This window comes from Mycobacteriales bacterium (assembly GCA_030697205.1).
In the GTDB taxonomy this organism is placed as follows: Bacteria; Actinomycetota; Actinomycetes; order Mycobacteriales; family SCTD01; genus JAUYQP01.
In genome coordinates this window covers 65,635-90,355 of the sequence record JAUYQP010000013.1, presented here as the reverse complement: position 1 = coordinate 90,355, position 24,721 = coordinate 65,635, and the positions used below count along the sequence as shown (strand labels likewise).

Here is a 24,721-nt window from a genome sequence, read left to right as displayed (position 1 = left end):
GGGGCCGTGCTCGACCGCAAGGGGCGCCCGCTCTCGGCGAGCAAGGACCTCACGGCCAACGTCGTCGGCCGCCCCGGCAGCGGTCTGCAGCGCGTCCTCGACGACCGGCTGCAGGGCAGCAGCGGCAGCACGGTCGTCGTGCGCGACATCGCGAGCGGCACCGACATCGTCACCGTCAAGGAGTTCCCGCCGAAGGCCGCGGAGGGCGTCCGCACGACCCTGGACCTCGACGTCCAGCGGGCCGCCGAGGCAGCGCTCACCGGCGTCACCAGCCGGTCCACCGTCGTCGTGGTCCACGCACCCACCGGGCAGGTCAGGGCGATCGCCAACCGACCGGTCGCCGGCGTCCCGGCGCACTCCTCGTCGTACGCCCCTGGCTCGGTCTTCAAGGTCGTCACGGCCACGGCGCTGCTGCGGCGCGGGACCACACCGGCGACGCGGGTCGGGTGCCCGGCGACGACGAGCAGCGGCGGCCGCAGCTTCCGCAACGACGAGGCCAAGGACCTCGGGACGGTCTCCTTCGCGCAGGCCTTCGCGCAGTCGTGCAACACCTCTTTCCTCGAGCTCGCCGAGGGCCTGCCGGCCGGAGCGCTGCAGCAGGCCGCGGCGCTCTACGGCTTCGGCGAGCCCGCGTTGCTGCCGGTGTCCGTCGACCCGAGCCTCGTCCCCGAGACCGCCGTGCCCGCCGAGCAGGCCGCCGCCGCGATCGGCCAGGGCCGCGTCGAGGCGAGCCCGCTCGTCGTGGCGAGCATGGCCGCGGCCGTCGCCACCGGCACCTGGCGCCAACCCCTCCTCCTCCCGGGTACGCAAGACGTACGCCGGCTGCCGCCGGGCGTCGCCGCGTCACTGCGCCAGCTCATGCGCTCGGTGGTGACCACCGGCACCGGCCGCGCTGCCCAGGGCGCCGGCGGGCCGGTGTCGGGCAAGACGGGGACGGCGCAGTACGGCGACGGCGCGGTCGCCCATGCGTGGTTCACCGGCTTTCGTGGCGACCTCGCGGTGTGCGTCTTCGTCGAGACCGGCACGTCGGGCGGCGCGACCGCTGCCCCCGTGGCGCGACGACTGCTCGCCGCGCTGTGACGGCAGAACGTGACCGTAACGCGCCCGACATGGCACGATCACGCCCGGTCTGGGGTATGAGGGAGGTCACAGGGTGGCAGCGCCGCTGCGCAAGGGTCGGGCGCTCGCGCTCCAGCGACTCAACGGCCTGGTGTTCCTCGCAGTCCTGACCTTGCTCGTCGGCTCCTCCGTGGCGGTCTACCAGAAGCGCTTCACCCCTGTGGTGATGGTGGACCTGGAGGCATCGCGGGCCGGCAACCAGCTGACGACCGGCGCCGACGTGAAGGTCCGCGGCCTCATCGTCGGTGAGGTCCGCCGGATCCGCACGACGCCGCAGGGCGCGGTGCTCACCCTCGCCATCGACGAGGACAAGGCCCGCCGCGTCGCGGCCGACGTCACCGCGCAGCTGCTGCCCAAGACGCTGTTCGGGGAGAAGTACGTCGCCCTGCAGCCTGGCGGCACCACCAGCGACACCATCGAGGACGGTGACGTCATCGGCCTCGACCGGTCGACCTCGGCCTTCGAGACCGCGCAGGCCGTCGACAACCTGCTGCCGCTGCTGCAGACCCTGCGGCCGGAGAAGCTGTCGGTCACCCTCAACGCGCTGTCGACCGCGCTGCGCGACAGGGGTGACCGGGTCGGCGCCAACCTCGAGCGGACCGCGGCCTACCTCGCCGAGATCAACCCCGAGCTGCCGACCATCGAGCAGGACCTGCGCGGTCTCGCCGACCTCGCGACCACCTTCGACAGCGCGGCTCCGGACCTGCTGCAGGTCATCGAGGACCTGTCGTTCTCGAGCCGCGCGGCGGTCGACCAGCAGGACGAGCTGTCGGGCTTCCTCGACGCCACGGGCGCCTTCGCCGACGAGCTGACCGCCTTCTCGACCGAGAACGAGCAGCGGCTCGTGCGCCTCGCGGCCGACAGCCTGCCGGTGCTCAAGGCCTACGAGCGCTACGCGCCGGGGGTGCCCTGCATGCTCGACGGCATCGCCGACGTCATCCCCGAGGCGGAACGGGTCTTCGGTCGCGGGCAGCCCGGCCTGCACATCACGCTTGAGGTCGTCCAGGACCAGGGCGCCTACTTCCCGGACGAGAAGCCGGTGTACGGCGAGGACAGCGGGCCGACCTGCTTCGGTCTCGGCATCGAGAACAAGGTCGTCCCCTTCCCGATCACGATCGAGGTCACCGACGGCTACTGCGACGAGGAGGAGCAGGCGCCCGGCGTGCAGACCGAGCCGTGCAGGGGCCGCGGGACCCCCGACCCGAGTGACGATGGCGAGCGCCGCAGCGAGGTGGCGGCCGACCCGGCGCTCGCTCTGCTCGGGGAGCGCGAGGCCCTGCGGATCGCGGCTGCACCCGTGATGGGCGGCGACCCCGAGGCGGTCCCCGACATCGCCACGCTGCTGTTCGGCCCGATGGCCCGCGGCACCGTGATCAGCTACTCGCGCTGACCCACGAGGGACGACTGCGCCGCTAGGGTCGCGGGCACGGACCGGGCCGACGGCGTCCCGGGCCGAGGAGGGTCGTCATGATGTCGGCGGAACAGGCCATGACCATGCGCGCAGGTGCCCTGCGCGAGTTGGTCGACGCGGCAGTGGAGCAGGTCGGCGACCGGCTCGAGCGGGAGCAGGCGGAGCGGCTGCTGCGCAGCTACTACCGCTTCGTCGCCGTCGAGGACCTCATCGGCCGCGAGCCTCGCGCTGTCGCGGGTGCGGCCCTGTCTCACCTGGAGCTCGCGGCTCGGCGGACACCCGGCACCGCCCTGGTGCGGGTCGTGGAGCCCACGGTCGAGACAGACGGGTGGTCGTCGCCGCACGCCATGGTCGAGGTCGTCACCGACGACATGCCCTTCCTCGTCGACACCGTCAGCGCCGAGCTGACCCGCCACGACCTCGGCATCCACCTCGTTGTGCATCCGGTGCTGAAGGTGCGCCGCGATGCGGTCGGCACGCTGCTCGAGGTCGTCGACGCCGACGGGCCCGACGTCGTGCACGAGTCCTTCATGCACGTCGAGATCGACCGCATCGGTGACCGCGAGACGAGCGACAGGCTGCGCAACGACCTGCGCCGGGTGCTCGAGGACGTGCGCGCTGCCGTCGAGGACACGCCCCGGATGGCGGCGCGGCTCGCCGAGGCCGCTGACGACGCCCCCCACGCCAAGGAGCTGCAGGCCTTCACCGAGTGGATGCTCGACGGCGCCTTCACCTTCCTGGGCTACCGCGACTACGTCCTCGCCGGCACACCCGAGGAGCCGGCCCTGGCGGCCGTCCCCGGCACCGGCCTCGGCATCCTGCGCGACACCGGAATGGCCCCTGCCGAGGTCCCGCTGTCGGCGCTGCCCGCGGAGGTGCGCCGCCGCGCGATGGACCCGGCGTTGCTCACCATCACCAAGGCCAACTCGAGGGCCACGGTGCACCGCCCGTCCTACCTGGACTACGTCGGGGTCAAGCGGCTCGGCCCCGAGGGGTTGCCCGTCGGCGAGCGCCGATTCCTCGGGCTGTTCTCCCACGAGGCCTACACCGCGCCCCTCATGTCGGTGCCGGTGCTGCGCCGCAAGGTGGAGAAGGTGCTGACCGGCTCGGGCTTCACCCCGGGCAGCCACGACTACAAGGCGCTGCTCGGCGTCCTCGAGGACTACCCACGCGACGAGCTGTTCCAGGTCGACGACGACGAGCTGCTGGCCACGGCTCTCGGGGTGCTCCACCTGCAGGAGCGCCGCCAGGTCCGGCTGTTCGTGCGCTTCGACGACTACGCGCGCTTCGTGTCCTGCCTCATCTTCCTGCCGCGCGAGCGCTTCACGACCGACAACCGGCTGCGGGTCCAGCGGCTGCTGCTCGAGGCCTTCGAGGGCAGCGGCGTCGACCACGCGACCAAGGTGAGCGAATCGGTTCTCGCCCGGTTGCACATCGTCGTGCGGACCACCTCGCCGACCGTGCGCGACGTCGACCTGGAGTCCCTCGAGCAGCAGCTCGAGGTGGTCACCCGCTCTTGGGACGACGACCTCGCGGATGCTCTCACGGCGAACGCCGGACAGGCCGGTGCGCGGGCGCTGCAGGCGACCTACGGACGCGCCTTTCCCGAGGCCTACAAGGAGGACTTCCCGGCAGCCGACGCCGTCGAGGACCTGCTGCTGCTCGAGGCGCTCGGCGAGGAGGGCCTCGACCTGTCGCTCTACCGTCCGGTCGACGCCGCAGCGGGGGAGCACCGCTTCAAGGTCTTCCGGGTCGGACCGCCGCTGACGCTGTCGCAGGTCATGCCGGTCCTTTCGGACATGGGCGTGGAGGTCAGCGACGAGCGCCCCTACTCCGTCGCCCGCCCCGGCGTACCGCTCGCCTGGGTCTACGACTTCGGCCTGCGTCGTCCCGGCGACGCCGTCCTCGACGACACCCAGCGCGCGGCCTTCCAGGACGCCTTCGCCGCGGTCTGGCAGGGCCGCGCCGAGAGCGACCAGCTCAACAGCCTCGTGCTCGTCGCGGGCCTGCGCTGGCAGCAGGTCGTGGTGCTGCGCGCCTACAGCCGCTACCTGCGCCAGGTCGGCTCGACCTTCAGCGACACCTACGTCGCGCAGACGCTGGTGAAGAACGCCGCCGTCTGCACCTTGCTCGTGGCGCTGTTCGAGGCGCGCTTCGACCCGGCTCGCGCGTCGGAGGTGGTTGAGGCCGAGGCCCGCGCGGCCGTCGACGCCGCCCTCGACGGAGTGGCCAGCCTCGACGAGGACCGCATCCTGCGGTCGTTTCGCGACCTCATCACCGCGACGCTGCGCACCAGCGCGTTCCAGACCGGGACGGTGGACAGCGAGGAGCAGGTGTCGTTCAAGCTCGACCCGTCGCTGGTGCCGGACCTCCCGCTGCCTCGCCCGCGCTTCGAGATCTTCGTCTGCTCGCCGCGGGTCGAGGGCGTCCACCTGCGCTTCGGCGCGGTCGCCCGCGGCGGCCTGCGCTGGTCCGACCGCCGCGAGGACTTCCGCACCGAGGTCCTCGGCCTGGTCAAGGCGCAGATGGTCAAGAACGCGGTCATCGTGCCGGTCGGCTCCAAGGGCGGCTTCGTCGTCAAGCGGCCGGTCGACGCAGGTGACAGGGAGGCCTGGACCACCGAGGGGATCGCCTGCTACCGCGCCTTCATCCGGGGCCTGCTCGCGGTCACCGACAACATCGTGGACGGCGTCGTCGTACCCCCGTCCGAGGTCGTGCGGCACGACGCCGACGACCCCTACCTCGTCGTCGCGGCCGACAAGGGCACCGCGACCTTCTCCGACATCGCCAACTCGATCGCGGTCGAGCACGGCTTCTGGCTCGGTGACGCGTTCGCCTCGGGCGGGTCGGCGGGCTACGACCACAAGGCGATGGGCATCACCGCACGAGGCGCGTGGGAGTCGGTCAAGCGGCACTTCCGCGAGACCGGCCTCGACGTGCAGAGCCACCCCTTCAGCGTCGTCGGTGTGGGTGACATGTCCGGCGACGTCTTCGGCAACGGCATGCTGCTGTCCGAGCAGATCCGGCTCGTCGCTGCCTTCGACCACCGCCACGTCTTCCTCGACCCCAACCCCGACCCGGCGGTCTCCTACGCCGAGCGCCGGCGGCTGTTCGAGCTGCCCCGGTCGTCGTGGGCCGACTACGACCCGGCGCTGATCTCGGCGGGCGGCGGCGTGCACCCCCGCACCGCGAAGTCGATCCCGCTCACCCCGCAGGTGCGGGAGGTCCTCGGCGTCCACGCCGAGACCGTGACGCCGGCGGAGCTCATGCGCGCGATCCTGCTGGCGCCGGTCGACCTGCTCTGGAACGGCGGCATCGGGACCTACGTCAAGTCGTCGACGGAGACCCACACCGACGTCGGCGACAAGGCCAACGACGCGATCCGGGTCGACGGCGCGGCGCTGCGCTGCCGGGTCGTCGGCGAGGGCGGCAACCTCGGCCTGACCCAGCGCGGTCGCATCGAGTACGCCCTCGCGGGTGGGCGGGTCAACACCGACGCGATCGACAACTCCGCCGGCGTCGACACCTCCGACCACGAGGTCAACATCAAGATCCTGCTGGGCCAGGCGATCGCCGACGGCGTGCTCGCCGCGCAGGACCGCGACGCGCTGCTCGCCTCGATGACCGACGAGGTCGCAGCGCTCGTCCTCAAGGACAACTACGACCAGAACGTCGCACTCGGCAACGCCCGCGCGCAGTCGCTCGAGATGCTCCCGGTCCACCGCCGCTACCTCACCCACCAAGAGCGCACCGGTCAGATCGACCGCGGTCTGGAGGATCTCCCGTCCGACGCCGAGCTCGACGCGCGCGAGGCCGCCGGCACCGGGCTCACCGGTCCGGAGTTCGCCGTCGTGCTGGCCTGGACCAAGATCGGGCTGACCCAGGAGGTGCTCGCCTCCGACCTGCCCGAGGACCCGTGGTTGGGCCACGAGCTCGAGCGCTACTTCCCCGAGCCGCTGCGCGAGCGCTTCGGTGCGCAGATGACCGGCCACCGGTTGCGTCGCGAGATCGTCGCGACCGCGCTGGCCAACCGGCTGGTCAACACGGCCGGCACGACCTTCGCCTACCGGATGGGCGAGGAGATGGCTGCGCCCGCGCACGACGTCGTGCGCGCACACACGGTCGCGAGCGAGGTCTTCGGCATGCCCGCGCTGTGGAAGCAGGTGGAGGCCCTCGACAACCTCGTGCCGACCGGCACCCAGACGACGATGCTGCTCGAGGGGCGCCGCCTCGTGGAGCGGGCGACCCGCTGGCTGCTCACGACCCGGCGCCAGCCGCTCGACATCGCGGCGACCGTCAGCGCCTTCCGACCCGGAGCCACGACGGTCTCGGAGGCCCTGCCGGACCTGCTGACCTCGACCGCGCTGCTGTCGCTGCGCGCCACCGCCGCGCGCTACGTCACCGACGGCGTCCCGGCCGACCTAGCCCTGCGGGTCGCCGGCTTCTCCGCGGTCTACGCCGCGCTCGACGTCGTGGAGGTCGCCGGCACCACCGGGCACGCGGTCGAGGACGTCGCGCCGCTCTACTTCGCTCTCGACGACCTGCTCGGGCTCGGTGCCGTGCGCCAGCGCATCGTCGCGCTGCCCCGCACCGACCGCTGGCTGACGCTGGCCCGGGCCGCGCTGCGCGACGACCTCTACGCCGCCCAGGCCGCACTCGCCGCCGACGTCCTGCGCAGCACGGCGCCGGGCGACCCGGCGGTGCGGATCGCGGCCTGGACCGACGACAACGCCGCCGGTCTGTCGCGGGCGACCCAGGTGCTTACCGACATCGAGGCCGAGGGCACCTACGACGTCGCGACGCTGTCGGTGGCGCTGCGGATGATCCGCGGCCTCACCCAGACCAGCCGCGCCGGCGAGCGCTGCTAGCGCAGCTGCGCGAGACCACCGCTGCTGGCCGGGTCGCGCCAGGCACGGTCGAGGCTGTCGGCCGGTCCCGGCACGACGGCGGCCGGCACGGTCGGCGTCACCGGGCCCGCAGCCCGTCGGCTCGCTGCCGGCGGCGAGGTGACCGAGGTCAGCCCGGTCTCACCCGGGTCGCCTGCGGGCAGGACCACGAGAGCGCTGGAGACCCCGCGCTCGCTGCCGTCGGACGGGCGGTTGGCGACGGTGCCGTTGAGCCACATCGTCGACGAGCCGCCGCCGTCGAGGTTGATCGCGTTGTGCGCGCCGAGCGACACCATCAGGTCGGCGAGGTCGCGCAGTGAGACCCCGGTGCTGTAGCCGGAGCGGCGGCCGTCGACGACCACCAGGATCAGTCGGCCGTCGACGGTGGTCCCGACCGCGGTGCGCGGGTTCGGGTCGAAGAAGCTGCCGTTGCCGTCGACGCTGCCGGACGGGACGCTGCCCTCGACGACGAGCATCGGGTTGCCGCCCAGCAGGTCCACCGTTCCAGGGAAGCCGAGGGTCTGGCGCATCACGAGCGACTGGCCCGGGGTCAGCGCCTCGATGAAGGGCTGCAGGGCGGCGTAGGTATTGGCCGTGAGCATCGTGCCGGTCGGCGGGACCATGGCCGGGTCGCCGAAGCAACGCCGACCCGTGACGGTCGTGGAGGTCTCGACGACGCCGTCGCGCACGACCGGGGTCGCGTCGGTGAGCCCGGCGTAGCAGGCACCGCTGCGCGGCGTCTCGACGGTGGCGCCCGCGGCCGTGAAGGCGACGAGCTGGTCGCCGTCGGGCTGGCCCTGGTTCCAGCGCGAGACGGCCACCTGTTCGGCGACCCCCTCCGGCTGGACGGTGACGGAGAGGTCCGGAGCGCCCATCGGCACCGTCGTCGCGCCGAGGTCGAGACCGACCGCCTTGCCCAGCAGTGACGGCGACTGCAGCAGCCGGCCGTCGCGGGCGAAGCCGTGGACCGGCCGGCCGTCGCTCGTCGCGTAGTCGCCGTTGACCGCCACGACCGCGCCGGACCGGCGGGCCATCGAGGAGGTGAGCTCGGTGCCGGCGAGCCTGTCGCGGCCGAGCACGACGTCGGGCGTCGAGGCCGCAGCCAGGTCGACCGTGACGACGTGGGCGACCCAGCCGCGCGGGTCGCGGGCGACGCGGTGCGTCACGCCGGGCGCCAGCCCCTGCGTGCGTCGTACGACGGGCATGTCGCCCTTCAACCCGAAGCGGGTCTGCTGGTAGGTCCCGCCGGCGTCGCGCAGGAACCATGTGCCTTCGCGGAAAGCCGCGATCGTGTCCTTGCTGTCGTGGTCCCAGTCGCCGACCGCGGGCAGGTCGCCGGCCAGGCCGAAGGCGATCGTGCGGCTCGCGGCCCCGCCGTCGGCGGCGTCGCGCTGGTACCACGTGCGGCCGCGCTTGACCCCGATGTCGGTGCCGCCGTCGCCGTCCCAGTCGCCGACGACCGGCACATCGCCGGGGATGCCGAAGCCGACGACGCGGGCCGCGCCGGTGCTGATGCCGTCGCGCAGGTAGAAGCGCCCGGAGCGGTAGACGCCGAGGGTGTCGATGCCGTCGCTGTCCCAGTCGCCGAGGACGGGCAGGTCGCCGGGCATGCCGAAGCGGACCTCGCGCACGCCGCCCTCGCGGCTGTCGCTGATCCGCCAGGTGCCGCCCTTGAAGAGGCTGACCGAGCCGTTGCCGTCCCCGTCGGTGTCGCCCGCGACGGGGACCCAGCCACCCACGTGGTCGCGGTAGGTCTCGGCGGCACCCGGGCCCAGGTCCGGGCGGAGGTACCACGTGTCGCCGCGCCTGATGCCGATGCGGTCGTGGCCGAGCGGCAGGTCGAGCGAGGCGGCCCGTGCCTGCGGTGCGGCCGCCTGGGCGGGCTGCGCCGCCAGCGGGGCGAGCAGGGGCAGGACGAGGAGGGGGAGGAGCGTGGAGCGCACGGTGAGGGAGGTCCTTCGGAGGTAGCGGTCAGGCGGGCCGGCTGCAGGGGCGGCCCCCTCGACTGTCGCACGGCGGGGGCGCCGGTGACGACGTGCTCGTGGGCGGTCCGCTGATCCTCACCTCGAGGCAACCCCCCGGCCTGCGTGGGCGGCCACTGCCGTTGTGCTTTCATGGAGTCACACCGTTGTAGTTCGTCTGCTGGAGGATCCGTGGCGCTGCCTCTCACGCCCGAGACGCCCCTCGTCGAGGCTGGCTCCGCTGACGGCTCGCTCTCCGAGCGCGAGCGCGAGATCCTCGCCTTCGAGCGGCAGTGGTGGAAGTACGCCGGCGCCAAGGAGCAGGCCGTCAAGGACCTGTTCGACCTGTCCGCCACGCGCTACTACCAGGTCCTCAACGCCCTCATCGACCGGCCCGAGGCCCTCGTGCACGACCCGATGCTCGTCAAGCGCCTGCGCCGGCTGCGGACCACCCGCCAGCGCACCCGCTCGGCACGCCGGCTCGGGATGGACGCCTGAGCCGCGGTCCGCGCGACCCGCACGGGGACGACTGGTCGTTCCCCGACGTCGACCCGCCCGAGTCCGACCCCGTGCTGCAGGCCGCGCACGACACCGGCTCCGACGCGTGGCTGCGCGCCCAGGCCGCGGCTGACGATGACGCCGCTCGGTTCGCTGCCGAGCGGACCGCTGCGCAGACCGAGTCGTTCGCCGACCCGGCCGCGCTCGACGAGCAGGACGTCCTTGCCGGCGGCGCTGCGTTCGGCGATCCGACGCCCGGCGCGTCCTCGGCGGACTGGCAGCTCGCGCCGCCCGGCGGAGACCTCGAGGCGTCGGAGCCGGTCAGCGCGGCTGACCCCGTCTGGGCCGGGGCGCCGCTCGAGGAGCCGGTGCTCGGCAGCCGCGCCGCCCGTCGCGCCGCCGCCCACGACGACGCCATCTCCCCGGTGCGGGCTGCCGCCGGTGCACTCGTCGCCGTCGCCGGCGTCGCGCTCGGCATCGGTGCGCTGCTCTGGGCCCGCGGCGACGCCCCGCAGGGCACGCCGACGGTCGGCTCGCCGGTCACGCAGCCGACCGTGACCTCCAGCGTCACGCCGACCGGCACGGCGCAGCCCACCGCCACGTCGACCGTCACCGCCGTGCCGACCACCCCCGTCGTCGTCCCGACCGCCTCGCCGAGCGCTGTCGCGAAGGCCCCCGTCACCGTCCTCAACAACAGCCGTCGCACCGGTCTCGCCGCGTCGGCCGCGCAGCGCTTCGCCGCGGGCGGCTGGCCGATCCGCCAGACCGGCAACTTCACCGGACGGGTGACGACGACGTCGGTCTACTACCCGCCCGGTGGTGAGGCGGTCGCCCGCGACTTCGCGCGGCAGTTCGGCATCGGCCGGGTCGCTCCGCGCTTCCCGGGCCTGCCCGGCACCGGCCTCACCGTGGTCCTCACCCGCGACTACCGCTCCTCCTAGCGACCATGGCGGGCGTGCCGGGCCTCGACGACCACCCCGCAGTCCGCGCCCTGCGGGCCGATCGGGCCCGCGCGCTCGTCGCGCTGGACTTCGACGGCACCCTCGCGCCGATCGTCAGCGACCCCGCGACCGCTGCCGCCCTGCCCGGCATCGCCGAGGTGCTGGCTTCGCTCGGCACTCGCGTCGCGATCGTCACGGGCCGCCCGGCCGACGTGGCGGTCTCCCTCGGGTCGCTGCGCGGCGTACCCGGGCTCGTGGTCCTCGGTCAGTACGGCGCGCAGCGCTGGGAGGCGGGCGTCCTGTCGACCCCCGAGCCGCACCCGGGCGTGGTGGTCGCGAGCGCGGCCCTGGCCGGGCTGCCTGACGGCGCGCGGCTCGAGGACAAGGGCTTGGCGGTCGTCGTGCACACGCGCCCGGCCGCGGACCCCGCTGGCCTGCTCGAGCAGCTGCGTCCGCGGGTCGAGGCGGTCGCTGCCGCCGCGGGGCTCGAGGTGCACCCCGGCCGCTACGTGCTGGAGCTGCGCGCGCCCGGCCACGACAAGGCGTCTGCGCTGCGGTCGCTGCTGGCCGACCGCCCGAGCGCGCTCGTCGTCGCCGGTGACGACCTCGGCGACGTGCCGCTGCTGACCGCGGCCCGGGAGTGGGACGGCCCGTCCCTGACGGTCTGCAGTGGGTCCGACGAGGGCCCCTCCGAACTGCGCGCGCTCGCCGACGTCGTCGTCGACGGCCCCGAGGGCGTGCTGGATCTGCTGCGCTCGCTCTGACCTTCCGGGAAGGACATCTCCTCGACGTGGGCGAGCACGCGTGCGGTGTGTCCCGACCCCACCTCGCGGCGTGCTCATGATCGGGCCTGGTCTCGGTCATGCGGGGTCACTGGGGCGACCACCGTGACCCGAGTCAGCCGGCAGGTGGGTGGGTGGGGAGGTCAGCGGGCGGCGCGGCGCTCGGCGTAGGTGGCGAGCGCCTCGACCTGGGCGGGGTCGAGGGACGGCCGGACCGCGAGCAGAGCGGCCTCGAGGTGCGCGAGGGTCACCGTCGCGGCCTCCATAGACTCGCGCATCGCCCCCAGCGCGGCCTCGCGGACCAGCGCCGCGCAGTCGGCCGCGGAGTAGCCGTCGGTGCGGGCTGCCAGCGCCGCCAGGTCGACGTCGGGCGCGAGCGGCACCTTCTTCGACGCCGCCTTCAGGATCGCGGCTCGGGCCTCGGCGTCGGGCGGGGGCACGAACACGAGCCGCTCGAGCCGGCCCGGCCGCAGCAGCGCCGGGTCGATGAGGTCGGGGCGGTTGGTCGCGCCGATGACGACGACGTCGCGCAGCGACTCGACACCGTCGAGCTCGGTGAGCAGGGCGGCGACGACCCGATCCGTCGTACCCCCGTCGGTGGACTGGCCTCGGGTCGGGGCGAGCGCGTCGACCTCGTCGAGGAAGACCAGCGTGGGCGCGGCCTCGCGGGCGCGGCGGAAGAGCTCGCGCACCGACGCCTCGGACTCGCCGACCCACTTCGACAGGACCTCGGCGCCCTTGACGGACAAGACGTTGACCTGGCCGGAGCCGGCGATCGCCTTGACGAGGAAGGTCTTACCGCAGCCGGGCGGGCCGTAGAGCAGGACGCCGCGGGGAGCGCTGACGCCGAGGCGGGAGAACGTGTCGGGGTACTGCAGCGGCCAGAGCACCGCCTCGGTGAGGGCGGCCTTGACCGTCTCCATGTCGCCGACGTCGTCGAGGGTGAGTGACGCGAGGTCGAGCGAGGTGCCCTCCATCGAGGTGGGCCGCACGACGTCGAGCGCCGCGTCGAGGTCGGCGGCCGTCACCACCGGGTGGGCGGCGTCGCGCTGCCGGCCGGCGGCCTCGAGCGCGGCCCGCTTGACCAGGGCGAGCAGGTCGGCGGCGACGAAGCCGGGGGTGCGCCCAGCGACATCGGCGAGCGAGACGTCGGTGTCGAGCGGCACGGCGCGGGTGGCGTGCTCGAGCAGCCGCTGGCGCTGCGCCTTGTCGGGCAGCGGCACCGACAGCTCGTGGTCGAGGGTGCCGGGGGAGCGCAGCTCCGCAGTGACCTTCTCCGGCGCGGCGGTGGTGCAGACGACCGCCACGCGGCCGTCTCGGACGACGTCGCGGATCGCGGTGAGGAACGTCGGCAGCAGCGGTGAGCCGTCGCGCGGGGCGAGCGCCTCGACGTCCTCGATGAGGACCACGGCCGGGGCGCTGCGGGCGGCGTCGGACAGCAGGGTCGTGATCTCGCGGGCGGCGGCGTTGGGCTCCAGTGACGCCAGCGCCGGGCCCCAGGCGCGCATCAGCCGCGCCCCCACCGTCGTGCACACGGCCTCGACGAGGGCGGCCTTGCCGGAGCCCGCCGCGCCGGTGACGAGCACGCCCATCGAGGGCGGGGTGCCGAGCGTGGCGAGCAGGTCGCGGTGGTGGAAGCCGAGGTCGAGCCACTCGGTCAGCGCCTTCACCTGCGACTCGAGCCCGGGCAGGTCCTCGACCCGGTGCAGGACCGACGCCGGAGCGGCCTGGAAGGGCACGCCCACCGCGGGGCCAGCGGGAACGGGACCCCGGGTCGGCTCCCAGGCAGGCGCAGCGGGGACCGCGCCCGCGACCGGCAGCGCACCGAGCGTCGACGGGCCGCCCTCCCACCGCACCGCCGTGCCGGGCCCGACCAGCACCGGACCCGGCGGGTGGACCTCCAGCACCGACAGCCGCGCCGCCTGCTGCTGGAAGCCCAGCCGGTTGCGCAGGCTCTTGCTCGCCTCGCGGAAGTCCGGTGCCGGCTCGAGCTCCTGCGGCAGCAGCATGACCGCGTCGCCGGTGGTGACCGCCTTGCCGTGCAGCGCCGAGCGCAGCAGTGCGGGATCGACGACCGCGACGACCTCCGGCGGCCCCGCGACGACGACGGTCTGCGCCGGCAGGATCCCCGCGAGCTCGACGGTGACCGCGGTGCCGTCGGCGACCCCGAGGTTGGCGAGCATCAGCTCGTCGCACAGCAGCACGTCGCCGGGGGTGCCGTCGGGGGCGGGCGCGACGAGCGCCCCCGTCGCGCGGGCCCCCGTCAACAGCACCAGGTCGAGGTGGCGCGCGCCGAGCAGCGCGAGGGCGGCGGCGGAGACGCGCACGATGCCGCGCGAGCGCTCGTGGCCGGCGAGCCGCTGGACGGCGGTGAGGGTCAGCACCGCTGCACCCTAGAGCGCGTCGAGCTGCTGCTGGAGCCACGCCGCGGGTGGCAGCGCGGCGGCGGCCGCCGCGAGGCGGTCCGACGCCGCGCGCCGGTCGGCCGGGTCGGTCAGCAGCGCCCGGTGCAGCGCCTCGGCGGTCTCGCTCACGTCGAAGGGGTTGACCAGCAGCGCGTCCACCCCGAGCCCGTCGGCCGCGCCCGCCTCGCGCGACAGCACGAGCGACATCCCGCGCTCCGACAGCAGCGGTCCCTCCTTGGCCACGAGGTTCATGCCGTCGCGGACGGGGTTGACCAGCAGGACGTCGGCGAGGGAGTACGCCGCCAACGACCTCGCGTAGTCGTCGCGCACCTCCAGGTGGACCGGCTGCCACGTCGGGTCGCCGAGCTCGATGTTGATGTCACGGGCGAGCCGCTGCACCCGGCCGGTGTACTCGCGGTACTCCGGCAGGTCGTGGCGCGAGGGGTAGGCGAAAGCCAGGTGCACGACCCGGCGCTGGTGCTCGGGCCACCGCACCAGCAGCTCGCGGTAGGCCTCGAGCCCGCGCACGATGTTCTTGGACAGCTCGGTGCGGTCGATCCGCACGAGGGCCTGCCGGTCGCCGACAACCGCGCGCAGGGCCGCGGCCCGCAGCGCGACGTCGGGCTGTCCCGCCCGCTCCCGCAGCTCGTCGGCGGCGACACCTAGCGGGTGCACCCGCACCCGGGTCGAGCCGCCCGCGTGACGGACGACCTCCCCGTCGTACTCCGCCCCGAGCAGCTCCTGGCAGCAGCGGCCGAAGGCCGCGGCCCAGCGCGGGCTGTGGAAGCCGACGCTGTCGGCGCCGAGCAGGCCGGTCAGCAGGTCGCGGCTCTGCGCGTCGGGCAACAGCCGGAGGTACTCCGCGGGCGCCCACGGGGTGTGGCTGAAGTGCCCGATCCGCAGGTCGGGGCGCAGGGCCCGCAGCAGCCGCGGCACCAGCGAGAGGTGGTAGTCCTGCACGAGCACGGTGGCGCCGGGGTCGCCCGCGTCCGCCAGCGCCTCGGCGAACGACGAGCAGTACGCCGTGAAGGCGCCCCACTCCGCGCGGGTGCCCGCGTCGAAGGTCGGCGTCGACGGCACGTCCCACAGCAGGTGGTGGGCGAACCACAGCGTGGAGTTGGCGACCCCGTTGTAGGCCCGCTCGAGCACCACCGGATCGAGGTCGAGGACCCGGGTCGGGACCGGCCCGTCGACGACGACCCCCTCGCGGACGGCCCGCCGGTCGGCGTCGGTGAGCGCCGCGCAGACCCACAGGGCGTCCTCGGGGGCTCCGGCGAGCGCGCTGACCAGCCCGCCCCCGCTGCGGCGCTGGTGCAGCGACCCGTCGGGCTCCTCGACGAACGACACGGGCCCGCGGTTGGAGGCGAGCAGGAGGCGGGGCACGCACGGACCGTATCCACCCGGGAGGGTTCCACCCGTGCGGGTGACTACTCCGTGACTGTCCGTGGCCGATCATCGATCCACAAGGCGGTGGGACGGACTTCACCGCGTCGCTCGGCACGGGACCACGGCGCGCACGGCTGCGCTCCGCTCCCGGACCCCGGAGCTCTCGGTGCTGGTCACCTACGTCGACCGCTGCTCGTCCTGCGCATGCTCGTCGATGCGCGACGACACCGGCAGTCGCCCCGTCCCCGGCATCGTCGGCTGCGGTCGGGCCTGCCGCTGCCACGCCACGCAGCACGCGGTGCGCGCTGTCGTCGCGGCCCACGCGGCCGACGCCGCGCGCTTCCGCTTCTGGCGGCGGGCCCGCACCCCCGAGGGGGCGGTCGCCGCGACCCCCTGAGCCGCGCCGGGTAGGATCGACCCACAACTCCACACGCAGTGCTCATCCCGAGGGGCAGAGGGACACGGCCCGACGAAGCCCCGGCAACCAGCACGCAGGTCCGCCCCACAAGGGCACGCGAGGCCTCCCGCTGCCAGGTGCCAACTCCGTCCCGCGGACCAGTCCGGTCGCGCGGGGAAGATGAGGAGAGGCCTCCCGCATGACCGTCGCCACCCCTGTCCCCGCTGCCTTCGCGGACTCACCCGCGATCGGGCTCGTCTGCCGCGAGTGCAAGGCCGTCACGCCGCTCGCGCCCGTGCACGTGTGCTCCCAGTGCTTCGCGCCCCTCGAGGTCGCCTACGACGAGGACCGCTTGCGACTGGTGACCCGCGCCTCGATCGAGGCCGGGCCGCAGACCATCTGGCGCTACGCCGGCCTGCTGCCCGCCGGGCAGGACCTCGCCACCCGCGTCGACCTGGGCGCGGGCATGACCCTGCTGCGCCCGGCGCCCCGGCTGGCCGCCGCGCTCGGCATGCGCTCGCTCTACGTCAAGGACGACAGCGGCAACCCGACGCACTCCTTCAAGGACCGCGTCGTCTCGGTCGCGCTGTCCGCTGCCCGGGCCTTCGGCTACACGACGGTCTCCTGCGCCTCCACCGGCAACCTCGCCAACTCCGTTGCCGCCCACGCCACCCACGCCGGACTGCGCTCGGTCGTCTTCATCCCGAGCGACCTCGAGCAGGGCAAGGTGGTGCAGACCGCCGTCTACGGCCAGGCGCTGGTCGCCGTCGACGGCTCCTACGACGACGTCAACCGGCTGTGCTCGGAGATCGCCGAGAACGAGGAGTGGGCGTTCGTCAACGTCAACGTCCGGCCCTACTACGCCGAGGGCTCCAAGACGCTCGGCTACGAGGTCGCCGAGCAGCTCGGCTGGCGACTGCCGGAGCAGGTCATCATCCCGATGGCGTCCGGATCGCTGCTCACCAAGGTCGACAAGGCCTTCGGCGAGCTCGGCCGGCTCGGCCTCGTCGAGCCGACGCCCTACCGCGTCTTCGGCGCCCAGGCGACCGGCTGCTCGCCGATCGCGACCGCCTTCGAGAACGGCTGGGACACCGTGCAGCCGGTCAAGCCGCAGACCATCGCCAAGTCGCTCGCCATCGGCAACCCGGCTGACGGCCCCTACGCCCTCGACACCGTCCGATGCACCGGCGGCGCGATGGGCCACGTCTCCGACGAGGAGGTCGTGGAGGGCATCCGGCTGCTCGCCGAGACCGAGGGCGTCTTCGCCGAGACCGCCGGCGGGGTCACCGTCGCGACCCTGCGCCAGCTGCTGCGCTCCGGCGCGGTCGACCCCGACGCCGAGACGGTCCTCTACAACACCGGCGACGGGCTGAAGACCCTCGACGCCGTCGCGGGCCAGGTGGGGCCGACCGCGACGATCGCCCCGTCGTACTCCGCCTTCGCCCGCACCGGTCTGGGGGACTGACCGCTCGGCAGCCGCGCGAGGTCGTCGTCACCCGAAAGGGTGACCACCCGCCTTGGAGCGGTGGCGGACGATCGGGCCCGACCCGTCGCGAAGGTGGTGTGACCCCGGTGACCGGAGAGCAGCCGGACTCCGCACGGCCGGTCCTCGGCGGCGCCTTCTTCGAGGAGCTCGCGGAGCGCAGCCCCGACGCCGTGGTCGTCTCGGGCGAGGACGGCCGCGTGGTGTGGTGCAACGACCAGGTCGGCGGACTGCTCGGGTGGGACCCCGCAGACCTGGTCGGGCGCCCAGTGGAAGTGCTGCTGCCGACCGCGCTCAAGGTCCGCCACGTCGGTCATCGCGACGGCTTCCACGCATCGCCGGCGCCGCGCTCGATGGGCCCGGCGCTGACGCTCACCGCGGTGCGGTCCGACGGCACCGAGGTCCCCGTCGAGATCAGCCTCACGCCGCTGCGCGCGGGTGGTGCGAACCTGGTCGCGGCCGCCATCAGGGACGCCTCGGTCCGTCGCGCGGCCGAGTCGGCGCTGCAGGCGAGCGAGGAGCGGATGCGGACGAGCCTCGACAGCATGCTGGACGGCTTCGCGGCGTACCGCTCTGTGCGCGAGCAGGGGGTCGTCGTCGACTTCGAGTGGACCTACATCAACGCGGTCGGCGCGACCACCTACCGACGCACTCCGGCGGAGCTGGTCGGGGCACGGCTGTGCGAGGTGCTCCCCCAGTTTCGCGACAGTGGCTTCTTCGAGCGATACGTCAAGGTCGTCGAGACCGGTGTGCCCTGGTCGTCGGCTGCGCTCGACTACGCCGACGACGATCTGGCCGGCACCTTCGAGCTGCGGGCCTGGCGGCTCGGCGACGGCTTCGCCGTGACCTGGCGCGACGTGTCCGGGCAGGTGAGGGTCGCGGCGGAGGCGCAGGCCAGCGAGGAGCGGCTGCGCGCGGTGATGGCCAGCTTCACCGAATCGCTGTCGCTGTTCACCGCCCTGCGCGACGACTCCGGTGCGATCGTGGACTTCCGCTGGGACTACGCCAACCGCAACGCGAGCATCACCACGGGCTACTCCAGCGAGGAGCTCGTCGGTCGCACCCTGCTCGGGGTGTTCCCGCAGCAGGGACCCGCCGGAATGATCGCCGCCTACGCCGCCGTGGTCGAGACCGGTGAGTCCTACGTCGAGCCGGCGCTGTGGTACGAGGACGTCTGGGGCGACGGCCAGAAGGCGCGGCGCTGCTTCGACGTGCGGGCCAGCAAGGTCGGTGACGGCTTCGTCGTGGTGACGCGCGACGTGACGGCCGAGCGCGAGCGGGAGGCCGAGCTCGAGCTCCGGCAGGTCGACCTGGAGCGGAGCAACGCCGAGATGCGGGTGCTACGCGAGCTCGGTGACCTGCTGCAGTCGTGCGCGGACGCCGACGAGGGCTACTCCGTCGTGGCCCGCGTCGCGCCGCGGCTGTTCCCCGGCGTGGTCGGCGCGCTGTCGTCGATGGGTGCCTCACGCGACGACGTCGAGGTGCGGGCCAGCTGGGGAGAGCCGACCTCGAGCGAGCGGTTCCGGCCGGACCAGTGCTGGGCCCTACGTCGGGGGCAGGTCCACCGCAGCGGTCCGGGCACACCGCGGTGCACGCACCTCAAGGAGACGGTCGCGGCCGCGCTCTGCGTCCCGATGATCGCCCAGGGGTCCACGTCGGGCGCGCTGCACCTCATGTGCCTGTACGAGGACCGGAACGAACAGCTGCTGGAGGAGCTGGCGCTCACGACCGCAGCCCAGCTCTCGCTCGCTCTCGCCAACCTCGCCCTGCGCGACACCTTGCGCGCGCTGTCGGTCCGCGACCCGTTGACCGGGCTGTTCAACCGGCGCTACATGGAGGAGACCCTGCAGCGCGAGGTCGCCCGCGCGGAGCGCAGCGGCGAGCCGCTGGCCGTGCTGCAGATCGACGTGGACCACTTCAAGTGCGTCAACGACGAGCACGGCCACGACGTCGGCGACACCGTGCTGCGCGCTGTGGCCGATGAGATGCGTGCGGTCTTCCGCGACTCCGACGTGGTGTGCCGCTACGGCGGGGAGGAGCTGTCGGTCATCCTGGCCCGCACCGACGCCGAGGCCGCCGGACAGCGCTTCGCCGCGCTGCGCGAGCGCCTCGGGGACCTGCGCGTCCCCACGCGGGACGGCCTGCTCGCCGCCCCGACCGTCTCGTGCGGGCTGGCGGTCTGGCCGGACGACGGTGGCACGGGCGCCGACCTGGTGCTGACCGCTGACCAGGCCCTCTACGCCGCGAAGGCAGCGGGCCGGGACCGGCTGGTCAGGGCGGGCGGGCTGCCCGTGCCGAGGGGTGGCGGCTGAGTCAGCCTGAGGCGCCCGGTTGGGGATAGCCCTCGTGGCCCTCGTGGGCGGCGAGGGACTCCGCGGCGAAGTAGGCCTCGACGCCGTCGTCGACCCCGTTGCCGTTGCCGTCGATGCCGGTCTCGACCATTGGGGTCCCGGCGATGTCTCCCGGGCCGCCGGCCTTCGCGGTCGCAGCCGGGCCGGGGTGGGCGTGCGGGGGCTGGGCGACGGCGACGCCGGTCGTGGCGAGGACGCCGAGCGTGGTCGCGGCGACGAGGCGGCGCGCCGTGCGCCCCGCCGGCGGGCGCAGGGCCGCCGGCCGACGGAGCAGGACCAGGGCGCCGAGTAGGACGGGGACCTCGAGCGCGACGCACAGCCCGTCGGCGACACCGACCGCCTGCGCGACGCCGCGGCCGGGGCCGACGGGGAGCCCGGCGGTGCGCGATAGCAGCCAGACGCCGAGGACGGCCGCCATGCCGAGCGCGCCGGCGAGGAGCAGGGCCCGCGACTCGCGGCGGACCAGCGCGGCGCCCCACACGACCTGAAGCGCAGCGGCGGCGGCGAAGGAGTAGCCCAGCGGTGCCCACTCGGTGAGGTGAGCCCCGGCCGACGACAGGTGGATGGCCCCGGCGCCGGCCGCGGCGACGGCGAGGGCGCTGCGGGCGGCCTCCCTCCCCGAGGTCCCGCGCAGGTGCCTCGCGCGTGAAGGAGCGACGGCCCCCGCCCGCGGGGACGGGGCGGCGAGGGTCGTCATGACAGGCGTTCGCACGAGGGCCCGTTGCGGATGGGAGCGCAGGGGTGACGACCGCCACCTGTCTTGCACTCGCAGGGGGAGAGTGCTAACAAGGACGTAGCACTCTTCACACCCGAGTGCCAGACCACCCGACGAGGGCCGGCGTATCCGGTCCGTCCGTCGCGGGCGCCGGAGTGGTCGAGCACGTCCCTACCGGGAGGACCCACCAGCATGGCCAAGATCATCGCCTTCGACGAGGAGGCCCGCCGCGGTCTCGAGCGCGGCATGAACCAGCTCGCCGACGCCGTCAAGGTCACCCTCGGCCCGAAGGGCCGCAACGTCGTCCTGGAGAAGAAGTGGGGTGCCCCCACGATCACCAACGACGGCGTCTCCATCGCCAAGGAGATCGAGCTCGAGGACCCCTACGAGAAGATCGGCGCCGAGCTCGTCAAGGAGGTCGCCAAGAAGACCGACGACGTCGCGGGTGACGGCACCACCACCGCCACCGTGCTCGCCCAGGCGCTCGTGCGCGAGGGCCTGCGCAACGTCGCCGCCGGCGCCAACCCGATGGGCCTGAAGAAGGGCATCGAGGCCGCCGTCGAGCGCGTCGTCGAGGCGATCGGCAAGGCCGCCAAGGACGTGGAGACCAAGGAGCAGATCGCCTCCACCGCCTCCATCTCCGCTGCTGACACCACGGTCGGCGAGATCATCGCCGAGGCGATGGACAAGGTCGGCAAGGAAGGCGTCATCACCGTCGAGGAGAGCAACACCTTCGGCCTCGAGCTCGAGCTCACCGAGGGCATGCGCTTCGACAAGGGCTACATCTCGCCCTACTTCGTCACCGACCCCGAGCGCATGGAGACCGTCCTCGAGGACCCCTACGTCCTCGTCGTCAACTCCAAGATCGGCTCCGTCAAGGACCTGCTCCCGCTGCTGGAGAAGGTCATGCAGAGCGGTCGCCCGCTCGCGATCATCGCCGAGGACGTCGAGGGCGAGGCCCTCGCGACCCTGGTCGTCAACAAGATCCGCGGCACCTTCAAGTCCGCTGCGGTCAAGGCGCCCGGCTTCGGTGACCGCCGCAAGGCCATGCTCCAGGACATCGCGATCCTCACGGGCGGCCAGGTCGTCTCCGAGGAGGTCGGCCTCAAGCTGGAGACCGCGGGCCTCGAGCTGCTCGGCCGCGCGCGCAAGGTCGTCATCACCAAGGACGAGACGACCATCGTCGAGGGCTCGGGCGACGCCGACCAGATCGCCGGTCGCGTCAACCAGATCCGCGCCGAGATCGAGAAGTCGGACTCCGACTACGACCGCGAGAAGCTCCAGGAGCGCCTCGCCAAGCTGGCCGGCGGCGTCGCCGTCATCAAGGTCGGCGCGGCCACCGAGGTGGAGCTCAAGGAGCGCAAGCACCGCATCGAGGACGCCGTCCGCAACGCCAAGGCGGCCGTCGAGGAGGGCATCGTCGCCGGTGGTGGCGTCGCGCTCCTGCAGGCGTCGGTCACCGCGTTCGAGAAGCTCGACCTCGTCGGTGACGAGGCGACCGGTGCCAACATCGTGCGCCTGGCGCTCGAGGCCCCGATCAAGCAGATCGCCATCAACGCCGGCCTCGAGGGTGGCGTCGTGGTCGAGAAGGTCCGCAACCTCCCCGTGGGCCAGGGCCTCAACGCCGCGACCGGTGAGTACGTCGACATGATCGCCGTCGGCATCATCGACCCGGCCAAGGTCACCCGCTCGGCGCTGCAGAACGCCGCCTCCATCGCGGCGCTGTTCCTCACCACCGAGTGCGTCATCGCCGACAAGCCGGAGAAGGCCCCCGCCGGCGGCGGCATGCCCGGTGGCGGCATGGGAGACATGGACTTCTAGTCCACCCCCCAGCACACGCACCACAGCACTTCCGGCCTCCGGCCGGGCCAGCTCGTACGACGGGGCGGGCGCTCTCCTCGCGGAGGCGCCCGCCCCGTCGGCGTTTCCGTCGTACCTCCTCACCTCCTTGCGTCCTCAGGGGCGAGCGTGACCGTCGGGCCAGTTCCGAGGACGTCCCGCGAGGAAAGCGGTACCACTCCGGTACCACCCGGCGTACGCTCAATCCGTGGCACTCACCCTGCGTACCGACGACGAGCTCGATGCTGCGCTCACTGCGCTCGCCACTGCCGAAGGGACGTCGAAGCAAGAGGTGATCCGGCGGGCAGTCCTCGAACGGCACGAGCGCGCGGGTCACCGGTTGACGGTGGAGGAGAGCGCACAGCGGCTCGCGGCGCGTTGGGGAGACGTGCTCGACCGGCTCGGTTCCGTGTGACGGGACACGTCAGCTACCTCGACCTCGACGACCTGCTCGGACTCGTGCGGCTGCTCGGTGCCGGTCCGGTCCGAGACCTGGGGCTGCTGGACTCCGCGTGCTCCAGGCCGAGGTCGTCGGCCTTCGGTCAGGACGCCTACCCGTCGCTCGCGCTGAAGGCCGCGGCGCTGCTGCACTCGCTGGCGGGCAACCACGCTCTGGTCGACGGCAACAAGCGGTTGGCCTGGTTGGCCACCGTGGTCTTCCTCGACATCAACGGTGCCGCACCGGACCTGGACGACGAGGCGGCCTTCCAGCTCGTCATGGACGTCTCCGCCACCGCTGTCGACGTCGAGGCCATCGCGTCGAGGCTGCTCGTCCGGGAGCGCTGAGGCCGCGGCTACCGTGGCGGGCATGACGATCGACGCCCTGCGCAGCGCCCTTGCCGAGGTCCTCCCCGACGCCCGCCGCGACCTCGAGGACCTCGTCCGGATCCCGTCGCTGTCGTGCGACCCCGGCTCCGCAGCCGAGGTACGACGGGCCGCCGACGTCGTGGCCGCCCACGCAGGCGCGGCCGGGGCGGCCGACGTGCAGATCGTCTCCGCCGGCGGGGCGCCCGCGGTGATCGCCATCTGGCCGGCGCCGGAGGGCGCACCGACGGTGCTGCTCTACGCCCACCTCGACGTGCAGCCGACCGGGCCGCTGTCGGAGTGGACGACTCCGCCCTTCGAGCCGACCGAGCGCGACGGGCGGCTCTACGCGCGCGGTGCCGCCGACGACAAGGCCGGGGTGCTCATGCACCTCGCGGTGCTGCGGGCCTTCGGGGGTCGACCGCCGGTGGGGGTCGTGCTCTTCGTCGAGGGCGAGGAGGAGATCGGCTCGCCAACGCTGACCGCGCTGCTCGCCGAGCACCGCGACCTGCTGCGCTCCGACGTCATCGTCATCGCCGACTCGGCCAACGCTGCCGTCGACGTGCCCGCGTTCACGACCTCGCTGCGCGGCCTCGTCGACCTCTACGTCGAGGTGCGGCTGCTCGAGCGACCGGTGCACTCGGGGATGTTCGGCGGGCCTGCCGGCGACGCGCTCACGGCGCTGTGCCGGCTGCTCGCGACGCTGCACGACGACGCAGGCTGTGTGGCCGTCGAGGGCCTGCACACCGGGACCTCGTCGGCGCCGGACCTCGACGAGGCGTCCTACCGCGCCGACGCCGGGCTGGTCGAGGGCGCTCGGTTGCTCGGCCGCGGCACCCTGGCCGACCGGATGTGGCACGGCCCGGCCGTCTCCGTCATCGGCCTCGACGCGCCGTCGACCACCGAGGCGTCCAACGTCCTGCTGCCCCGCGCCCGCGCCAAGGTCAGCCTGCGGATCGGTCCCGGCGACGAGGCCGGCGCGGCCATGAAGGCGCTCACGCAGCACCTGCGCGACCACGCCCCGTGGGGCGCCGAAGTGACCGTCACCGCCGGCTCGGAGGGCCAGCCCTTCGCGCTGTCCACCGAGGGCGACGTCTACGACGTGGCGCGGCAGGCCTTCGCCGACGCCTACGGCAACCCCGCGGTGGAAGCCGGCATCGGCGGGTCGATCCCCTTCATCGCGGAGTTCGCGCGGACCTACCCCGGCGCGACCGTGATGGTCACCGGGGTCGGTGACCCGGCGTCGCGCTGGCACGGCATCGACGAGAGCCTCGATCTCGCCATGTGGCAGCGGGCCTGCCTCGCCGAGGCGCTGTTCCTCTCGCGGCTCGCGGGGTCGTCGGCGACGCAGTAGCCCGTCGACCGTTCGACGTGACCAGGAGGCGTCGGGTTGACGGATAGCCGGCCTTCCTCGCTGTTGGAAGCTTCCGTGAAGCGTGTTGTCCACCAGAATGAGCTCCGGCCTACCGTTGGTTGTGATCCATTGCTCGTGCTCCTTCGTCCTGGCTCTGCTCGGCCTAGCGGGGCTTGTTGCGTGCAGCGACTCGTCACCCCCAGCGCCGAAGGAACGCGTCATTGAGGGCTGGGGTCTACGACTCGGCGACGGCGTCACCATTGGGTGCTGCTCCTCGGAAGCGACCGATCCGGGGGGTGCGGGCCTCTCGTTGCGACTCGCGTACTGGCGTGACGCGACCAAGGAGAGTCCGAGCCCCTGGTACGAGCCGGGCCCGCTGCCGTCTTGCC

17 protein-coding genes and 1 riboswitch are annotated in these 24,721 nt (G+C 73.5%); of the genes, 13 read left to right on the top strand and 4 right to left on the bottom strand.

Features of this window, described 5'->3' with window-relative positions; all coding sequences use genetic code 11:
• Nucleotides 1-6 precede the first annotated feature (6 nt).
• The 3 genes from Q8R60_03770 (at nt 7) to Q8R60_03760 (ending at nt 7,398) form a co-directional block, all read left to right on the top strand.
• Nucleotides 7-1,080, top strand: a complete 1,074-nt coding sequence (locus Q8R60_03770; protein MDP3711589.1) for a penicillin-binding transpeptidase domain-containing protein — start codon at nt 7-9, stop codon at nt 1,078-1,080.
• Between the two features lie 73 nt (nt 1,081-1,153).
• Nucleotides 1,154-2,509: an MCE family protein gene (locus Q8R60_03765; GenBank protein MDP3711588.1), complete on the top strand. Its 1,356-nt coding sequence runs from the start codon at nt 1,154-1,156 to the stop codon at nt 2,507-2,509.
• A 98-nt stretch (nt 2,510-2,607) separates the two neighbouring features.
• Nucleotides 2,608-7,398: an NAD-glutamate dehydrogenase gene (locus Q8R60_03760; GenBank protein ID MDP3711587.1), complete on the top strand. Its 4,791-nt coding sequence runs from the start codon at nt 2,608-2,610 to the stop codon at nt 7,396-7,398.
• Here Q8R60_03760 and Q8R60_03755 read toward each other — a convergent pair.
• Entirely contained in the window at nt 7,395-9,359 is a 1,965-nt protein-coding gene (locus tag Q8R60_03755; GenBank protein ID MDP3711586.1) for a phosphodiester glycosidase family protein, read from the bottom strand. The two genes, Q8R60_03760 and Q8R60_03755, sit on opposite strands and share 4 nt — an antisense overlap.
• 210 nt (nt 9,360-9,569) lie before the next feature.
• On the opposite strand from Q8R60_03755, the gene Q8R60_03750 reads away from it, so the two are divergent.
• The 3 genes from Q8R60_03750 (at nt 9,570) to otsB (ending at nt 11,580) form a co-directional block, all read left to right on the top strand.
• Nucleotides 9,570-9,875, top strand: coding sequence for a DUF3263 domain-containing protein (locus Q8R60_03750; protein MDP3711585.1), 306 nt, complete (start codon nt 9,570-9,572; stop codon nt 9,873-9,875).
• A gap of 71 nt (nt 9,876-9,946) precedes the next feature.
• Complete coding sequence (locus tag Q8R60_03745; protein ID MDP3711584.1) at nt 9,947-10,816, top strand: LytR C-terminal domain-containing protein; 870 nt, start codon at nt 9,947-9,949, stop codon at nt 10,814-10,816.
• 14 nt (nt 10,817-10,830) lie between these two features.
• The gene (gene otsB, locus Q8R60_03740) at nt 10,831-11,580 is read left to right on the top strand and encodes a trehalose-phosphatase (GenBank protein MDP3711583.1); all 750 of its coding nucleotides are present in this window, start codon (nt 10,831-10,833) and stop codon (nt 11,578-11,580) included.
• Between the two features lie 161 nt (nt 11,581-11,741).
• Here the strand turns inward: otsB and Q8R60_03735 are convergent, their stop codons facing one another.
• Both Q8R60_03735 and Q8R60_03730 read right to left on the bottom strand, forming a co-directional pair.
• Nucleotides 11,742-13,982, bottom strand: coding sequence for an AAA family ATPase (locus Q8R60_03735; GenBank protein MDP3711582.1), 2,241 nt, complete (start codon nt 13,980-13,982; stop codon nt 11,742-11,744).
• 9 nt (nt 13,983-13,991) lie between these two features.
• Entirely contained in the window at nt 13,992-15,386 is a 1,395-nt protein-coding gene (locus Q8R60_03730; protein MDP3711581.1) for a trehalose-6-phosphate synthase, read from the bottom strand.
• A gap of 169 nt (nt 15,387-15,555) precedes the next feature.
• On the opposite strand from Q8R60_03730, the gene Q8R60_03725 reads away from it, so the two are divergent.
• The 3 genes from Q8R60_03725 to Q8R60_03715 all read left to right on the top strand — a co-directional run bounded on the left by Q8R60_03725 (nt 15,556) and on the right by Q8R60_03715 (nt 19,581).
• Nucleotides 15,556-15,786, top strand: coding sequence for a hypothetical protein (locus Q8R60_03725; protein ID MDP3711580.1), 231 nt, complete (start codon nt 15,556-15,558; stop codon nt 15,784-15,786).
• A gap of 39 nt (nt 15,787-15,825) precedes the next feature.
• A riboswitch (SAM riboswitch) is annotated at nt 15,826-15,973 on the top strand.
• Between the two features lie 12 nt (nt 15,974-15,985).
• On the top strand, nt 15,986-17,251 hold the full coding sequence (gene thrC / locus Q8R60_03720) for a threonine synthase (protein ID MDP3711579.1): 1,266 nt from the start codon (nt 15,986-15,988) through the stop codon (nt 17,249-17,251).
• A gap of 98 nt (nt 17,252-17,349) precedes the next feature.
• Complete coding sequence (locus Q8R60_03715; GenBank protein ID MDP3711578.1) at nt 17,350-19,581, top strand: diguanylate cyclase; 2,232 nt, start codon at nt 17,350-17,352, stop codon at nt 19,579-19,581.
• A gap of 1 nt (nt 19,582) precedes the next feature.
• Here Q8R60_03715 and Q8R60_03710 read toward each other — a convergent pair whose 3' ends face one another.
• Entirely contained in the window at nt 19,583-20,317 is a 735-nt protein-coding gene (locus tag Q8R60_03710; GenBank protein ID MDP3711577.1) for a hypothetical protein, read from the bottom strand.
• A 210-nt stretch (nt 20,318-20,527) separates the two neighbouring features.
• On the opposite strand from Q8R60_03710, the gene groL reads away from it, so the two are divergent.
• From groL to Q8R60_03690, 4 genes are all read left to right on the top strand, one after another.
• Nucleotides 20,528-22,156 carry a chaperonin GroEL gene (gene groL / locus Q8R60_03705; GenBank protein ID MDP3711576.1) on the top strand — a complete coding sequence of 543 codons (1,629 nt, stop codon included), beginning with the start codon at nt 20,528-20,530 and terminating at the stop codon, nt 22,154-22,156.
• Between the two features lie 226 nt (nt 22,157-22,382).
• Nucleotides 22,383-22,589 carry a ribbon-helix-helix protein, CopG family gene (locus Q8R60_03700; protein ID MDP3711575.1) on the top strand — a complete coding sequence of 69 codons (207 nt, stop codon included), beginning with the start codon at nt 22,383-22,385 and terminating at the stop codon, nt 22,587-22,589.
• Nucleotides 22,586-22,960 carry a Fic family protein gene (locus tag Q8R60_03695; GenBank protein ID MDP3711574.1) on the top strand — a complete coding sequence of 125 codons (375 nt, stop codon included), beginning with the start codon at nt 22,586-22,588 and terminating at the stop codon, nt 22,958-22,960. The genes Q8R60_03700 and Q8R60_03695 overlap by 4 nt, the downstream gene beginning before the upstream one ends.
• 22 nt (nt 22,961-22,982) lie before the next feature.
• Nucleotides 22,983-24,332 carry a dipeptidase gene (locus Q8R60_03690; GenBank protein ID MDP3711573.1) on the top strand — a complete coding sequence of 450 codons (1,350 nt, stop codon included), beginning with the start codon at nt 22,983-22,985 and terminating at the stop codon, nt 24,330-24,332.
• Nucleotides 24,333-24,721 lie beyond the last annotated feature (389 nt).

Bases quoted from the DNA above. Each gene is read 5' to 3' on its own strand.
- Q8R60_03760 (MDP3711587.1), top strand. From the start codon at position 2,608: ATGACCATGCGCGCAGGTGCCCTGCGCGAGTTGGTCGACGCGGCAGTG.
- thrC (MDP3711579.1), top strand. From the start codon at position 15,986: ATGACCGTCGCCACCCCTGTCCCCGCTGCCTTCGCGGACTCACCCGCG.
- Q8R60_03710 (MDP3711577.1), bottom strand. From the start codon at position 20,317: ATGACGACCCTCGCCGCCCCGTCCCCGCGGGCGGGGGCCGTCGCTCCT.
- groL (MDP3711576.1), top strand. From the start codon at position 20,528: ATGGCCAAGATCATCGCCTTCGACGAGGAGGCCCGCCGCGGTCTCGAG.
- Q8R60_03690 (MDP3711573.1), top strand. From the start codon at position 22,983: ATGACGATCGACGCCCTGCGCAGCGCCCTTGCCGAGGTCCTCCCCGAC.